The sequence below is a fragment of the Saccharothrix violaceirubra genome (assembly GCF_014203755.1).
Lineage (GTDB): Bacteria > Actinomycetota > Actinomycetes > Mycobacteriales > Pseudonocardiaceae > Actinosynnema > Actinosynnema violaceirubrum.
The window spans coordinates 4,089,135-4,105,054 of record NZ_JACHJS010000001.1 but is presented as its reverse complement, the minus strand read 5'-3'; the positions used below and the strand labels follow the sequence as shown (position 1 = coordinate 4,105,054).

The following is a 15,920-nucleotide window of genomic DNA, read 5'->3' as shown; positions in this document are numbered from 1 at the left end:
GAAACCGGAGTGCGCCCGGTCCGGGCCGGATACTTTGTGGACCGTGTCCCCTACCCTGTCGCAGTTGCTCGACGACGCGGCCCTGCTGTCCTTCGAGCACCAGTTGCGCCTGTCCGAGGTCCTCGGCCGGCACAGCTGGGGCGCGGACCTGCAGGCCGGTCGGTTCGAGTTCACCGGCGACCACCCGCTCGTCTGCACGGCGTCGCACCTGCTCGGCACGGCCGCGCCCGGCCCCGGTTCGTGGCTGTGGAGCTGGGCGAACCCGGCCGGTTACGGACCGGCGGTCACCGGGCTGGCCGCGTCGGTCCGCGACTTCGGCGCCCGGCACGGGATCGCGCAACTGGCCGAGGCCGAGGTCCCGTTCTCGGCGCTGCCCGGCGTGACCGACGCCGTCGGCGCGGCCGGCGTGCTGGTGGAGGCGGCGAAGGCGGTCTCCGGGCGGTTCACCTCCTACACCGCCGACGCCGGCGGCGGCACCCGGATCGCCGTCCTGATCGAGCACCCCGACCTCGCCCTGCCCGCGCCCGAGCCGGCCCGGGTGATGCGCGTGTTGCAGCAGGGGGTGGCCGAGTTGCCGCTGACCGACCACCGCCGGGCCGTCTACGCGTACGGGGTGCGGCGTGGCCTGCGCGTCGAGTTCGGTCCCGACCACCGGAATCTCGTGGTGACCGGTCCCGGGTTGTCGGCGACCGTCGACTTCGACCCGGCGGGCCGGGTGTCGGGGATCTCCGCGTCGCTCGGGCACGCTTAGCGGACCTTGCGCCCGGCCCGCGCACCGGTGGGCCGAAGGCGGGCGCGGCCTCGTGCACGCGTGGGGCGAGGTCGGGCGCGGTCCCGCGTATGGGCGGAGGCGAGGTCGGGCGGGGCCTCGTGTCCGGACTGATCGAATTCGTGTGCGGGCGGGTCGAAGCCGAAGCCGCCGGACCGCTAGCGCGGTGTGGGGGAGACCTTGTCCAGCAAGGCGATACCAGGGTTGCAGTCGCCCAGCACCACGCGCCGACCGGACTGCCCGTCCTCCACCAGGACGAACGACGTGACCGGCAGGGACTGGATCGTGGTCGGCTCCACCGCGAACTCGTACGACCGGGTCAGGGTGGCGCCGCGGCCGGTCGAGTCGGCTTCCGCGTAGCCGGTCGTCCGCTGCCACGTCGACGTCCGCGTGGTGGTCACGCCGTGCTCGCCGGTCGTCGTCGACGTGCCTTGCGCACCGCCCCGGGCGTAGGACCGGCTGCCGGTCAGGGTGCGGCCGACCTCGAAGGTCAGGGCGCTGAGCTGGAACCGGTGTTCGCGGCCCAGGTACCCGGCGGCGACGGCCGCCTCCCGGGCGTTGCCCAGGCGCATCACCACCGCCACGCTGTCCGCCGAGCCGAGCAGCGGTTGCAGGTCTTCGTCGAGCGTGCGCATCAGCAGGACCAGCGGCACGCCCGCGCGTTCGGCCTGGCGGGCCAGTTCCCGCAGGGCCGCACCACCGAGGTCGTCCGCGCCGGCCACCACCAGCACGCCCCGGCCCGTGCCCAGGGGCGTGTCCCGCAACCGGTGGAGGACCCGGTGGAACAGCAGGCGGTCGGCGAAGTTCTTGCGGCGTTGGTGGGGGCCCACCGTGGTGATCACCGTGATGCCCGACTCCGGCCACAGGTCGTCGAAGGCGTCGGCGGGCTCGGCCGCGGTGACCAGGTCGAGCATGCCCGTGATGAACCGGAGTTCCCGGCGTGCCTGCTCGGAGCCCGCCACCGTGTCGGCCGCGGCGGTCAGCAGGTCGGTCTCGGCTTCCGACAGCGCGCCTTCGACGTGGTTGCCGCGCAACGTCTTCAGCCCGGCCACCACCCGGCTCAGCGTCGTCGGGCCGGCCAGGCGGTCGAGCACCGCGCCGATCAGGTCCACGTGCAAAGCCCGCACGTCCTCCTGTGCCGCGCCCAAGGCGGCGGCGAGCAGCTCGGCGATCTCGCCGTCCGGCAGGCCGGCGAACACGTCCAGGCCGTCGGTCGGGAACGCGATCGCGTCCACGTCCAGGTCCGACCGCTCGGCGATGCCCGTCAGGCCGTCGGCGACCCACTGCTCGGTCAGGTCGAGCACGAACACGCCCTCGTCCAGCAGCGTCGACCCGTAGGTGGCCAGCAGTGCCGCCCACCCGTCGGCCGAGCCGCCGAACACGTCGACCCGGCCCGGCCGCCGCCGCGGTCCCACGGGGTACCAGCGCGGCGTCGAGACCCAGCGGGTGAGTTCGGCGGCGTTGTGCGCGGCCACGCGTTCCTGCCACTGCCGGTGGCCGCGCTGGAACTCCGTCCAGTGGAACTCGCGGCGGGCCCGGAGCTCCTTCTCGGCCTCCTTCGCCTTGGCCTGCGAGATCACCGTCGGGAGGGCGATGGTCAACGCGCCGAGGCCGATGAGGGAGAACAGGACTGGCCGCGCCGAGTCCGACACCACCAGGAACGGCAGGCACATCAGGGATCCGACGAGCAGGAAGGTCCCGCAGCCGATGAACACGTTGCGCCCGGTCGTGTCCGGCGGGAGCACCGGGGCGGGTTCGACCCAGACCGGTGGCCGGTTGTCCTCGGGACCGGCCGCCACGGGCCTCGGTTCGACGTATTCCCAGCCCAGCCGCCCCGCCCCGGTGGACAGCCTGTCGACGAGTAACGCGTCGATCCCGGCTTCGGTCACGACGAACCCCCTTCACGCTCGGTGGCGGGCACGTTACCAAGCGAAGATCGGGTGACCTCCGGCCGTCCGTCAGGTGGGGTGCAGCCGCCCGATCCCGACCGCGACGGAGCCGAGATGCCCGACCACAGCGCCCTGTTCGCCGATGTCGACGACGCCCTGCGCCGCCTGCCGACCGGTTCGGTCGACCCGGTGGACGCGGGCGACCTCGGCCTGCTGGCGTTGGAGCACGCGGAGGACGCACCGGCGGACCTGGACGTCGCGGCCGGGGTGGTGGTCCTGCTGCGGCACGCCGTCGTCCGCGCGGGAGACCACGCCGACACCGCACTGTGGTGGTACAGCCTGGCCGTCACGTACCGGCACCTCGGTGACTGGGACGCGGTCTTGGACTGCGCGCGACGGTCGCTCGCCGCCGGGATCGCCCGCCGCGAGTTCGTCGACGCGACCCTGCCGGAGCTGGCCCGGATGCACTTCGAGTGGGCGCAGAACCGGGAGCCCTGGGACCTGGCCGGGGTGCGCGTCGCCCGGGACCTGCTCGGTGACAGCGCGGACTTCGCCGCACGGGTGGCCGAAGGCGGCCCGCGCACCGAACTCGCGCGCTGGCGGGTCGGCCTGATGATGCTCTGCTTCCACGTGCACGCCGATCCCGTGTTGCTGGACGGGATGGAGGCGCTGACCGCCGACCTGCCGGCGGAGCTGGTCGGCATGGTCCGGTTCGTCGTCGAGACCGGGAGGTTGGCGACCGCCACCGACCAGGCCGAGATCGCCGAACGGGCCGACCGCGTCTTCGCGTCGCGCGAGCGGATCGCCGCGGCCGGCGATCCCGAGCTGGTCGACCAGGTGACGGAGGTGTTCTTCCAGCTCGCGGCCGACAGCGACCCGGTCCACCTGCGGCGGGTCGTCGAGTGCGCGGGTCTGGCCCTCGGGCTGCCGCGGTCCGACCCGGCGGCGACGTTGCGCCGCCACTTCCAGCGCCTCGGGTCCCTGCTGCGGTTGCCGCCCGCCGCGTACCGGGACTACCCGCTCGAACAATGGCTCGACGACGGGGAAGCCGCCCTGTACGCGGTGACCGACGCCGAGCCCGAGCTGATCGCCCGCGCCGCCGCGACGATGGCGTTGGGTCGGCAGACGCTGATCGCGACGCGCTGGCAGCCGATGGACATGGCCGGGATGGTGACGCACAGCCGACGGGCCCGCGAACTCGTCGCCCACGCCCGTGGCGCCGGTTTCGCCGACGCCACGCTGGAGGCGCGGCTCGCCGTGCTCGACGAGTTCGCCCGGACGGTCGAGTCCCTGTTCACCGGCGGCTCGACGGTCGACATCGCGCACATGCTCGACCTGGTCCGCGGGACCGGTGGCGAGATGGGCGACGTCGCCGCGAGCCTGGCCATGCTGTCCGGGTTCACCACCGGCGACCGGGCCGCCACCCGCGCGGTGTCCGACCTCGCGTCCGACTCGCCGGAGTGGGAGGTGCTGCGGGCGTTCGCCGAGAGCGCCGACCTGTTCGGCACGGCGGGTCCGGGCGATCCCCGCCTGCTCGCGCTGCGCGAGCAGGCGCTGCGGATCTCCCACGCCGATCTGCGCGACGCGATGGTGGGCATGGTCGACCTGGCCACCGGTGCCCGGCCGGCGACCGGCACGGTCGACCGGAACACCTGGTACGGGCGGATCTTCGACCACATGAGCGTGTCCATGCGGGCCCGCGAGGCGGCGGCTCGGGGCGACCAGCGTGCGGTGCGGGCCGCGTGCGCCCGACTCGACGACCTGGTCCGGGCCGCGCCGGACGGATCCGACGAGCAGGCGCTGGTCCGGACCAGTCGCGCGAACGCCTACGAGATGTTGCCGCCGACGCGCGGTGTGCTCGACACGCTCGTCGAGGACTACACGGTCCACCTCGACCGCGACCGCAAACGGCGGGCGGTCACGGTCGTGGCGAGCGCGATGGTCCTGGCGCGGACGTTGCGGACGCGCCGCGCGCGGGGCGATCTGGACGCCAGCCGACGGCTGGGCATGGAGGCGTTGGCGTGGAACGGGTACCGCGTGCTGCTCCAGGCCGGGACCGCCGACGCGGTCGAGAGCGCGCGGGACCGGGACCGGCGCGTCGAGCCGGTCGTCGAGTGGTGCCTGGCCGACCGCGCCTACGACGACCTGGTGCGCGTCCTGGACGCGCAGCGGTCGCTGGTGCTCGGCGCGGCGACCACCGGCCGGACCGTGGCGGCCCGGCTGGACGCGCTCGGCCACGAGGACCTGGCCCGGCGGTGGCGGGCGCACAGCGGGCGCGAGGACGAGACGGGGTGGAGCGGCCTGCGCAATCTCGTGCTGGCCGCGCTCGCCGAGGGCGGTGACGCGCTGCCGGAGGCGCCGACCGTCGACGAGATCCGCGCGGCACTGCGGGCACACGGCTCCGACGCGCTGGTCTACCTGCTGCCCGCGACCGCGCACGGCCCCGGTCGCGCGGTGATCGTGCCGGTCGACGCGAAGGTGCGGGTGCGGGACCTCCCCGGTCTTCGGGAGGCGCCCGCGTTCACCCGGTACGTGGCGGCGAGCGGCCGGGAACGGCTCGACGCGTTGGGCGACCTGTGCACGTGGGCGTGGGAGGCGGTCGGGCGCGATCTGCTGTCGGCGTTGCGCCACCTGGCGCCGGGGCCGCGCGTGGTGCTCGTGCCGGTCGGCGCGTTGGGGCTGGTGCCGTGGCACGCCGCCCGGCATCCGGACGGGTACCTGGTGCGGGACCTGACGATCGGGTACGTGCCGTCGGCGCGGATGCTGTGCGACGTGGTCGCCCGGCCCGCCGCGCACGGCGGCGCCGTGCTGCTGGGCAACCCGACCCGCGACCTGCCCTACGCGGCGTTCGAGGCCGAGGCCGTGCGGGAGGACTTCTTCGCCGACGGCGTGCTGCTGGGCGGGAGCGGGCGGCAACGGAGGTGGACGCCGTGCGCCGACGGGGCGGGCACACCGGAGCAGGTGCTGGAGGCCGTCGCGAAACCGTTGCGGCTGCTGCACCTGGCGTGTCACGCGGGGGTGGACGTGGAACTGCCGTTGCGGTCGACGATCCGGCTGTCCGGCGCGGACCTGACGGCCCGGATGCTGTTGGAGACCTCGCCGACGCGGGCGGCGGAACTGGGCCAGGTCACGCTCGCCGGCTGCCAGACCGGCGTGTCGGGCGCGGACTACGACGAGGCGTTGAGCCTGTCCACGACGTTCCTGGCGCTGGGCGCCCGCACGGTGGTCGGTTCGCTGTGGGAGGTGCCGTCCGGCAAGCCGACGGCCCAGTTGATGTACGTGCTCTACCACGGCATGCACGTGGCGGGGCTGCGTCCGGGCGAGGCGTTGCGGCGGGCCCAGCTGTGGATGCTCGACCCGGATCGGGTCGTGCCGGACGGACTGCCCGAAGGGCTGCGGCCCGACCCGTGCCCGGACGTCGACCAGGCCGACCCCGTGTGCTGGGCGGGTTTCGCCCACCTGGGGTGGTGATCCGACGATGCCCGTCACCGGTCACGCCAGGGCTCGCGCGCAGGCGATGACGCGGCGGCGGTGCGCGGGGTCGTCCAAGAGCAGACGTGCGCGGTTCTCGGGTAACAGGCCGCGGTCGCGTAATAACGTCACCACGTGGCTCACGGCGTCGTCGGTGCGGTCGGGCGGTGTCGACGTCACGGTCTGGCGCAGCGCGGCCACGACCACCTCCTCGGGGGAGTCGGCCGCGATGTCCGTGCCGCGCAGCGCGACCGTGGTGAGCACGCGGTCGAAGGCGTTCTCCGCGTGCGGGTCGCGCACCTCGGCGGCGCCCGCGCGGTCGTCGGCGCCGGTCTGGTGGGGGAGCGTCAGCACGGTCGGATCCGGTCGGCGGCCCAGCGGGCGCTCGACGTACGCGTCCCACCAGCTCACCAGTTCGGGATCGCGGCGGGTGCCGACGTTGACGCGCGGGCCGCGCCGGCAGGTGCTCTCGATCAGCCGCAGCGCGGCGGGCAACCGGCGGCGGGCCTCCTCGGGGCCGATGCCGAGTTCGGCCGTGCAGCGGTCGGCGAGCCGGCGACGCAGGCCTTCCTCGCCGCGCAACGGCCCGCGCACCCCGGCCTCGTCGGCGATCAGCACGTACAGCGCGCGGTGGAAGTCGTCGGGCAATGCGGTGCCGTAGCGGTTGCGGGCGACGGTCCCGGGTTTCACCTGGGCGCCGAGCAGGCGGCGTTCGCGGCGGCCCGCGTCGGTCATGCGGAAGCGCAGGTGCTGTCGGACGGCACCCGCCGGGTTGGCCAGCCCGTCCCCGTGCCCGGCCAGGAACCCGGCCGCGATCTCCAGGGCGTCGGCGACCAGGTCGCGGCACGGGCACTGGCCGGCCAGTCGCAGACCGGACCCGGTCGGACCGTCGTGGCGGGCGCCGAGTCTGACGCCGTCGGCACGCAGGGCGGTGTCGCAGCGGGTGACGTGGTGCATGCGGTGCGCGGTCGATCGTGGGTGGTGGAGTTCCATCCACAGGGCGTTCAGGACGTCCGGACGGACTAAGAGCGCAGTGGCGGCGGGCATAGGCATAGTTTTCTATGTGAGAACGGACGCGTCGAGGGATGAGGTCCGATTGTGATGAACGGCGACTTGACGAGCCGGGTGCTACTCGTCGGTACAGGTGGATTCGAATGAGATGGAGTGGATGGATGCCGCTGCTGCCCGCGGTCGTGCCCACGGCGACCGGGAAGCGGTCCGACCGGGTGCCGGCACGCCTGGCCCGGAACGTGGCCCCGCTGTTCGGGATCGCGTCGCCGACGAACCCGTTCGCGCCCACGACGTGGTTGTGCGACTTCAACCTCATCACGATCTCGGAGATCGCCCGGGGCGCACCCCTGCCCACCCGGGTCCAGGCCCGAAGACTGCGCGAGGCGCCACCGGGCGACGCGGACTGGGTGCTCGACGAGCGGGCCGTCTTCGGCGCCGCCCTGCCCAACGAGATCGTCAGCGCGACCACCAACCGGTACGGGCCGGACACCAAGTCCGCGATGCTGCTCACCGCTACGAACGTGCTGCTCGACCCGGTCGCGTCCGCGATCGAACAGGTCGTGCCGCTGCTGCGCGCGGCCGACGGCGGCGAACTGCCGTTGCGGCTGCGGATCGTGGCGTGGGCGACGCTGGCGGTCGAGGCGTTCCGCTCGCAGCCCGCGCTGCTGATCGCGGCGTTCAAAGCCCGTGCCATCCAACGACAGTCCCTGGACAGCCCGGTGCTCGCGTTCTCGTCGGCGGTGCGGTCGCGCCCGCCGGCCCGGTGCGAGATCGGCGCCGACACCGCGACCGCCGACGACCGGGTCACGCACCCGCGCGACCTGCACGTGTTCGACCGCACGGTGGACTGCCTGCGGCTGCCCGAGACCGCGCCCGCACCCGAGGACGCGACCGTCGACCCCGAACCCGACCACGAGCGGTCGGGCGCGATCGACCTCGGCGACGAGATGGTCGACCACCTGGTCAAGCTGCTGCTCGACGCGAGCCACCCGGCCGGTGTCGGCTACGTGTGGGCCGGCGAGGACGAGCCGGGGCAGGCGGTCGCCGAGGCCATGCTGCCGTCCGCCGGCATCGTGTCCGACCTGCTCGACCACTGGTTCTCCCTGCACGTCGACGGCCGGGACCGCGAGAACCGCCCGGTGCCGGTCGCCCTGCCCGACCCCGACGGGCTGGCACCGCTGGCCGGGACCGCGCTCGTGCTCGCCGCGCTGGGCGTGGCCAGGTCGTTGCGCAAGGACGTCGGCGTGCCCGGCTTCACCGCACGGGACTTCCTCGACCTGGTCGAGGGCATCGGCGCGCTCGCCGACCGGTGTCTGGGCGACGACGACCCGCTGCGCGCCGTCGTCGACGGGCGCCTCGCCGTGCTGCGGATCGTGGTGCTCAAGACCGATCGCACCAACCCGGTCGACGGCCACTGCGCGACCGCGATCGCCGCCGCCGGCCGCGCGGTGGAACTCGGCCGGGCCGGGTTGTTGGACCGGGGCGTGGTCGCCGACCTGCTCGGCGCCGTGTGCGTCGAGCTGAACTCGTTGCGCACGATCAACGCCACCGACCCGGCGTCCGGACTGCCCGCACCCGCCGAACTGGCGGAACTCACCCGGCGCTTCTGGCACGCCTACGGCGACGCGCTCGACGTGGACGTCACCGCGCTGGACGCCGAACACGACCAGTCCGTGGCGTTCCACCTGCACAACTACGCGTCGTTCCTGGGCAGCCTGCCCGAACGGGGCGACCAGCGCCGGGCCGCGGCGCTGTACCGCGACCACGTCGTGCCCGCCCGCAAGCGGCTCTACCGCAGGCTCGGTCATTTCGGGCCGCTCGGCGCCTCCTACTACGTGGCCACCGCGACCACGTGCCGGCTCGCGGCCTGGGAGCGCGCGCACGGCAGCCACGCGGAGGCGGTCCGCTGGGCGGAACTGGGCTACCAGTGGATCACGCGGGTGTTGGAGCACAGCCACTACGCGGGCATGGTCGACCGGTCCGACGAGTCGGCCGCGCAGTTCGCGCTGCGGGCCGCGCCCGCGTTGCTGTTCGCCGTCGAACTCGGCGTCACCCCGGCGGCGAAGGAGGTCGACCGCGTGCGCCGGCTGCTCGACGTGCTCGACCGGTGGTCGGACCGGGTGACCGGTGGTGTCGCGGCCAACAGCAGCCGGTACGCGGAGATCGCGTCGATCCGGTCGCGGATCGACGCGATCTCGGGCTGAGCCACCGGCGCGGTCGGTGGGGTGGCCCGTCGACCGCGCCGGCTTGGTCTGCCGGCGGGGGTGTCCTGCCGGCCGCGCGGGTGTGTCCGGTGGCCCGCGATCGGCTGATCGGTGGGAGCGGGTGTTCCGCCGGTCGTGCGGTGTCGTCGCGGTCGGTGGCCTCGGCAGGGCGGGTGTCCCGTCCGGTGGGTCGGCGGGGCGTGGACCCCGCCGACCGGTCAGCCGGTCCTGATCTCCTCGACCCATTCCCGCCAGAACCCGGTGTGGCGGGCGAGTTGGTTGCGCACCGCGTCCTCGCTCGCCAAGCCGCTCACCCTGGCCAGGGTCGTGTAGTCCTCGACCCGGCCCGCCTCCCACCATGTCCGATGTGGACAGACGGCGGCCGGTGCCGGCGGCGTGCGGTCCGGCGTGCCGCACGCGCAGTCGTCGCGGCGGTCCGGGTCGGCCGCGCGGTGCACGGGCTGGGCCGGTGCGCGCACCACCGCGTTGGCCAGCAGGGCGGCCTTGGCGAGTTTGCCCGTGCCCGGCGGCAGGTCGACCCGCAGCCGGGCTTCGGCGAAGTGCACGACGTACTCCCGTTCGGTCCACAGTGGAGGGAGGATGTGCTGGGCGATCTCCGTGCCGCGCAGCCGGAGCGTGAGGGCGTCGGCGATCCGGTCCCGGAGGGCCTGGCGCACGCGCGGGTCCACCACGCCGGGGCGCGGCTTGTCCGGCCCCGGCCGGGACAGCAGTCGGTCCACCCGCCGCACCCGGTCGACCAGCACCAGCAGGTCGTCGCGGCCGTCCGGCGCGCGGCGGGCGAGCAGCCACTCGTCGATCGCCGCCGTGTCCGCCGCGCCGGTGTCCGCGTACAGCTCGGCGAGCACCGCGTCGGCGACGAGGTCCGCGTCGGGCGTCCCGTCGTCGCCTGGCACGGGCAGGTCGCCCCGGTCGCGGGCCTCGTCGGGGGCCACCGGGACGTCCCGCTTCCACCGCTCGGGCCGGACCTCGCCGGGCAACCGGTAGGCCAGCAGGCGGAACAGCGTCCGGGCCTCCCGGCCGTCGTCGGCGTGGTCGGCGGCCACGAACCCGGCGAACCCGCGCAACGTCACCAGCGAGTCGGGCTCGTCCGCACGCCCGACCGCCGGTGGTCTGGTCAGGCCGCGGTGCAGGTCGTCGGCCACCCGCTCGGCGTACTCGTCCACGGTCGCCTCGACGTCGGCGGACCGGTACCCCCGCGCCTCGGCCACCGCGACGCGGTAGCCGGCGATCTGCCCGACCAGGTCGGTGTACCCGCCCTGGACGCCCGCACGCGGGTTCGGGTCGAGCGACCGGCGGTACCGGTAGGCGGCGGCGAGCGGGTTGGCCCGGTCGAGCACCCGGTCCACGATGTCGGCGGCGTCGGCGGCGTCGGCGAACCCCACGACCGCGCACGTGACCATGTCCACGAACAGCGGCTGCGTGCCGGGCCGACGCGCGCGCACCACCTGGGCCACGCGGTACGCGACCACGAGCCGTGCCGCGAGTTCCGGTGTGGTCAGCCGGCACTGCACGGCCACGTCGAGCGGCAGTTCGCCCAGCGGCAGCAGCCGGTCGTACGCCGCCGCCACGTTGGTCAGGTTGGTCTGCACGTCCACCGGCCCGTTGCGCACGGACAACAGCGCCAATGCCAGGGCCTGGTAGCGCTCGGGCGGCACGCTCCGACCGCGCTTGTCCAGGTGCCGCCACGCGCGGTCGCCCGCGGCCACCATCGCGTCGACGAGGTCGTCCGGGGACTCGTAAGCCTGCGCGAACCGCTCCCGGACCTCGCCCGGCAGCCCGGCGACGACCCCTTGGCACACGCGGCGCAGCGGGGTCGGGTCGAACCCGGTCATCGGCCCTCCTCCTCGGTGCGGAACCGCAACGCGGGCTCCGCGACGTCCGGTCCGCACGGCAGGTCGGCGAAGACCTGGCCGGGCGTCTCCGGGTCCGGCGCGAACGCCACCCACCGGCCCGACCCGTCGTCGAGCCCGACCAGCAACCGCGCCACCGGTGCCGGGACCGCCATGATCATGAAGCCGGTCTCGGCCGTGCCGTCGAGCGCGACGTCCCGGTAGGGCGCCCAGCCGACGCGGCGGTCCACCCCCGCCGCCGCGGCCAGGTCGGCGGGCAGTTCGAGCCACTCCCAGTGCTCCTCGGCCGCGACCTCGTCGCCGCGGTGCGCGGGTTCGGGCGGCGGCACGAACGCCCGCAGCGCGCGGACCAGGCCCAGCCCGCCGAACACCGCCCACAGCCCGTCCGCCCACGAACCCGACCGGACCGGCGCGGGTGCCGGCGCGAGCACGAAGTCCCGGTACGGCGCCCACCGGCGGGCCAGCGCCGCGACCTGGGCCGGCGGCAGCCGGGTCTCGCGCGACGCGGGACCGTCGCCCACCAGGTCGACCGCGATGTCCAGCAGCGGACCGGCCAGCAGCACGCGCGTGTCGTAGGTCAGGCCGTCTCCGACGTCGATCTCCACGTACGTCGGCGGCCCGGCCCGGCCGTCCACGGCGAACGCGCAGGCCAACCCGTCGCGCAGCCGGCGGTGGACGGTCGGCTCCACGGTGTGCAGCGTGACCTGGAGCCGTCCGGGCGCGGGCAGGTAGTCGACCCGCGCGTACCCGTCCCAAGCGGTCGGCATCGGTCCTCCCTTCCTCGTCCACGGGCACTGACGGACCGCCGGTGCCTGCGCCGCGTCGGGCACCCGCGCACACCGTCGGCGCCACCGCCCGCCCCACCGCTTCCCGGTGACGGCCGATCCGCCCGACCGGAAGGAGCGCAGTGATGGAACGGACGTGGCACGTGGTGGGCGTGGAGAAGACCGGCGGCGACGAGGACGACCTGTGCGGAGGTGGTAGTGGCTGAGCGCAAGAACCGTGAGCAGCGGTCCGGCGTGGTCCGGATCGTGGTGATGATCGTCGCGACGATCGTGCGGGCGATCGACCTGGTGGACCGGTTCTTCTTCCGGCACCACTAGGGCGTGAGGCGGGGGCACCACCCCCCGCCTCACCGTCCCGACGCGACGAAACCGGCCCAGTTCGCCGGGTCCCGGTCGTGCTCGCCGGCCGGGAGGCCGAGCGCGGCCGGCGGTGGTTCGCGGTCCGGGTCGAGCAGGCAGAGCTGGGCCCGGCGCAGCGCGGTCGCGGGCGGTTCCGTGCGCAGGAAGTGGTGGAACAACGCCATCAACCGGGTGGTCCCGCGCGCCGGCACCTTCCACAGCGACCCGACGACCGACCGCGCGCCGATCGTGAGGAACGTCGTGGCCAGGCTCAACGCCTCGTCGTGGTCGACCCACGTCGACCCGGTCTCGCACGCGGCCAGCGCGACCACCCCGAGCGCGAGCGTGCCCGTGGGTTCGAGACCCAACAGCGTCCGCGCCGACAGTTCGCCGTTCGAGAGCGTGATCGAGGACGCGAGCGGGTGGCGCATGTCGGCACGGGCGTGGCACGCGAGGTGCAACACGGACACCGGCTCCCCGAGCCGGGCGAGCACCTGCTCCGGTGTGCCCGACCCGTCGGGGAAGGTCGGCGTCGGTCTGCGGTGCGTGGGTCGCAGGCCCAGGCAGACCGCGTCCGCGTAGTGCAGCCGGTTCAGCAGGGCGATCTCGTGGGCGCCCGCGTGCAGTCGGCGGTCGGGGTTGCCGACCAGCACCGGGGTGCCGGTCACGGCGGGCCGGTCGACCAGGTCCAGGAAGACCCGGGCCGAGGGCACCGTCGTGAGCGTCAGGTCCTCCAGCAGGTGTCGGCCGTCGTGGCACGCGGCGTGCCAGGGCACCAGCCCGAGCGTGCCGATCGGCACCAGCACCACCCGCGTCCGGTCGCCGAGGACGGTGAGCAGGGTCCGGCCGACCGCCTCCCCGGCCCACGCGCAGAGTTCCGCCAACGCGTCGCGCCACCGCCCGTGCTCGGGACCGTCCGTCGTGGCCGCCCGGTTCCACCCGTCCAGCGCGATCCCGTAGCGGCCCGGTGCCGACTCGATGTCGTCGGCCGCCGGGAGGTCCAGGCCACGCACCTCGACCGGGCCGTCCGCGGGCACCAGCAGCAGGAAGCCGTCGTGGTGCTCCGTGCGCGGCGCGAGGTAGCACAGGGCGTCGGAGTCGTTGCGGCGCAAGCCTTCCCGGATCGCGTCGGTGGTCGGTGGATCGGCGAGGCCCGCATCGGCGTCGGCCAGGACGCGGATCACCCGGTGCCGCAGTTCGACGGTCGCGATCGGATCTGCGGCCGGTGCGGCCAGTCGGGCGGCCAGGTCGGCGTGGCCGAGCGCGGTGAGCTTCCCGGACGCGGTGCGGGACAGGGCCGCCGCGCCGAGCACCAGACCCCGGCTCGCGTCGAGCAGGCGCACGAGGTCGTCGAGCGCGCCGTCGGCGAGGAACCAGGAGACGAACTGCCCGGCGTTGGCGCTCGCGGTGCGGGCGACGTCGAGCGCGTGGTCGTCGCTGGTCTGCATCAGCACCCGCCACCACGACAGGAACAGCATCTCGAACCCGACGCGCCGGGCCCGTTCCCCGTCGCCGGGTCCACCGCGTTGCCGCAGCAGCCAGGCCAGTTTCTCGGCGGTAGGCAGGATGCCCGGGTCGCGGTCCGCGACCGCGCTGTCCCACCGGGTGCCTTCCTCCATTATGGCGGTGAGGGTTGCGTGCGCGTCCTCAGTGTCGAAGGTGGCCAGGGTGGAGTAGGCGATGGCCCGAACGTTCGCCGCGAGGTCGTGCCGGCGGACGGCGGACCGAGGCGTGGTGGCGACCTCGACGTCCAGTCGGCGGCAGGCGGCACGGATGGCGTCGATGTCGTCGCGACGGATGGCGTCCAGAATGTCGACGGCGGTGCGGAACGGGCGCATGAGCGGAGAGGAATTTTCCGGGAGCGGACCTTCGCCGAGCATCGCCACCATGTAGTCGAGGAACTCGGTGAAGATGCCCTGCTCCTCACCCAGCGCTGCCCGTGCCTCGATCGTCCGCTGCGAGATCTCCTCGAACCCCGCATCGGTGTGGAGGGCGCGGAACAGGTCGATGGCGGCGGGGTGCACGGCCAGCGAGCCGTCGAGGAGTTCGAGATTGCCGATGCGGACCCCCAAGAAGGTGGAGATCAGCGCCACCACCGCACGTTCGTCTCCCCAGTCTGGGTCGTCGCGGTGTTGCTTCAGGACCTCCAAGGTTGCGGAGTGGTCGGTGTCGGAGTCTCCGTGGAGCACAAGATCGTAGTTGCGGTACAGGTCCGAGAGCAGGGTGACCATCTCCGCGTACTCGTCGGGTGCGCGCCGCACGACGTCGAGCAGGGACCCGAACATCGACTCGAAGGTCTCCCCGGCGGCCAATCGGATGGCCAGTTCACCGGACGCGATCGCCGCCAGTTCGACGAACGTCACAATGGCGGCCAGTGCGGCGACCGCCTCCAGATCGGGGTGGTCGGTCGATTCGACGAACCCCCGTGCCTGCGCGATCCAGGAAAGCACCGGTGGATCCGTGTCCCGCCCTGATACCGGGACCATTGGGTCCAACCGGATCCGGTGCATGACCACGCGTTCGCCGTCCGAGATGTCGTGACCCAGCAGAACGGTGGCGTGGTTCTGCGCCGCCGCCGCGTGCGATGGGTCACCGGTGGACTGCCACAAGGCGCGGTGCGCCAACGCCGCGTTGGTGCGGATCGCGGTCCTGGACAGCCCGTCGTCCTCGGGGGTGGCCAGATACCGGTCGAGCCAGCGGATACCGACGCGCAGGTCTTCCGGGGAGGCCGTCGCTTCGCCGCGCGCGCACAACTCTCCGCCGTACCAGGGCCACAGGTCGTCGTATCCCGCCGCGACGGCCTTGGCGAGGCTGTCGACGATCCGATCCCGGACATCGGTTGGGCGTTCATCCGGCCATCGCCGGATCAGTGTCAGGGCGAGTGTCGCATGGTCCTGCTCGACGTCGGCCACGCGCTGGCCGGTGCAGGCGATGGCCCGGTCCAACGCTTCCACTGCCGCGTCGAGCAGTGCCGGGTCTCCGGTCCGTTCGGCGAGTTCGGCGGCGATCGCGGCGGACAGGCGGAAAGTGCCGTCCAGGCCCGGCATGTCGGCGGGCAGGACCGGGATCGCGGCGTCGAGCATCCGGGCGGCGTCGACCGCGTCCTCGCCCGTGTCCCGGGCGGCGAGCAGGTACGCGCACCGGGTGGCGATGATCGCGTGACAGTGCGGCTCGTCGACCTGGTCGAGGAGGGCGCGGAGCGTGCCGATCACCCGGTCGAGGTCGACCTCCTCGCCTGCTTCGTGCAGGGTGCAGTGGACCTCGGAGAAGTGGATGATCGCGCCGTAGCGGAACTCCGGTACGGGGAAAGGCGCGTCGAGCGACGCCTCGGCGAGCCGGACCGCCTCGGCCCACTTCTCCTGTCGCACCAGAGCGAGCGAGTGCAGGTGCAGCAGGGAACCGGTCCACGGGTGGTCCGGCGGCAGGGTGTCGAGGCAGCGGCGGATCAGGAAGACGGTGGCGTCGTCGGGCTCCTGGTCCGCCAACACCGCCTCGTAGAGCACGGGACCGATCGCCTCGACCGGTTCGCCCCGGTCGAGGCGCACGAACAAGGACGTCGCCAGGTGCGGTTCCACGGGTGT

8 protein-coding genes are annotated in these 15,920 nt (G+C 73.9%); 3 read left to right on the top strand and 5 right to left on the bottom strand.

The features are described 5' to 3' along the window. Positions 1-43 precede the first annotated feature (43 nt). Entirely contained in the window at positions 44-751 is a 708-nt protein-coding gene (locus F4559_RS19010; protein WP_221447288.1) for a DUF6882 domain-containing protein, read from the top strand. Between the two features lie 176 nt (positions 752-927). Here the strand turns inward: F4559_RS19010 and F4559_RS19005 are convergent, their stop codons facing one another. Beyond that, a complete protein-coding gene (locus F4559_RS19005) occupies positions 928-2,658 on the bottom strand; it encodes a hypothetical protein (protein ID WP_184670519.1) in 1,731 nt (576 codons plus the stop codon). A 114-nt stretch (positions 2,659-2,772) separates the two neighbouring features. Between F4559_RS19005 and F4559_RS19000 the strand changes: the two genes are divergently transcribed. Further along, positions 2,773-6,129, top strand: coding sequence for a CHAT domain-containing protein (locus F4559_RS19000; protein WP_184670517.1), 3,357 nt, complete (start codon positions 2,773-2,775; stop codon positions 6,127-6,129). 21 nt (positions 6,130-6,150) lie between these two features. On the opposite strand, the gene F4559_RS18995 is transcribed toward F4559_RS19000, so the two are convergent. Further along, positions 6,151-7,176 (bottom strand): hypothetical protein, encoded by a 1,026-nt coding sequence (locus F4559_RS18995; RefSeq protein WP_184670515.1) that lies wholly within the window; start codon positions 7,174-7,176, stop codon positions 6,151-6,153. A gap of 125 nt (positions 7,177-7,301) precedes the next feature. Here F4559_RS18995 and F4559_RS18990 point away from each other — a divergent pair, with 125 nt between their 5' ends. Next, positions 7,302-9,344: a hypothetical protein gene (locus F4559_RS18990; RefSeq protein WP_184670513.1), complete on the top strand. Its 2,043-nt coding sequence runs from the start codon at positions 7,302-7,304 to the stop codon at positions 9,342-9,344. Between the two features lie 218 nt (positions 9,345-9,562). On the opposite strand, the gene F4559_RS18985 is transcribed toward F4559_RS18990, so the two are convergent. The 3 genes from F4559_RS18985 to F4559_RS36430 form a co-directional block, all read right to left on the bottom strand. Further along, the gene (locus tag F4559_RS18985; protein WP_184670511.1) at positions 9,563-11,197 is read right to left on the bottom strand and encodes a hypothetical protein; all 1,635 of its coding nucleotides are present in this window, start codon (positions 11,195-11,197) and stop codon (positions 9,563-9,565) included. Beyond that, positions 11,194-11,982, bottom strand: coding sequence for a hypothetical protein (locus F4559_RS18980; RefSeq protein WP_184670509.1), 789 nt, complete (start codon positions 11,980-11,982; stop codon positions 11,194-11,196). Before F4559_RS18980 ends, F4559_RS18985 begins: the two co-directional genes overlap by 4 nt. A gap of 365 nt (positions 11,983-12,347) precedes the next feature. Further along, entirely contained in the window at positions 12,348-15,914 is a 3,567-nt protein-coding gene (locus F4559_RS36430) for a CHAT domain-containing protein (protein ID WP_184670507.1), read from the bottom strand. Positions 15,915-15,920 lie beyond the last annotated feature (6 nt).